The following is a 311-nucleotide window of genomic DNA, read 5'->3' on the forward strand; positions in this document are numbered from 1 at the left end:
TAAGCAGGGAAACTTGCGTGGAATAAAATTGCGCAAGAAAGAACTAAAAATATCTCTTATAAACTTGCTTCAAGGATCAAAGGGTGTCGCATCGCAACATGTTAGAGCTAGAAAAGTGCGTGATGGTGCTGGCTTGCTTTGCCATAAGTGTAAAGATGATGGTGCTCAATGGATTTACCATTATACTATATTCATTGTTGACATCAGGAAATGGGCTTGGACGTATTGAGAGATGTTTCTTTAAAAGAAGCGCGTGAATTGGAATCCCAATGGCATTCTATCTCTTATATGAGGGGATGCTATCATTAAAG

General features: G+C 38.9%; 1 pseudogene. It reads left to right on the top strand.

Annotated features, from left to right (window positions below):
* Positions 1 to 229: pseudogene (locus BN338_RS12710) on the top strand (hypothetical protein); the annotation flags it as partial.
* Positions 230 to 311 lie beyond the last annotated feature (82 nt).

It is taken from the genome of Bartonella queenslandensis AUST/NH15 (genome assembly GCF_000312585.1).
GTDB lineage: Bacteria > Pseudomonadota > Alphaproteobacteria > Rhizobiales > Rhizobiaceae > Bartonella > Bartonella queenslandensis_A.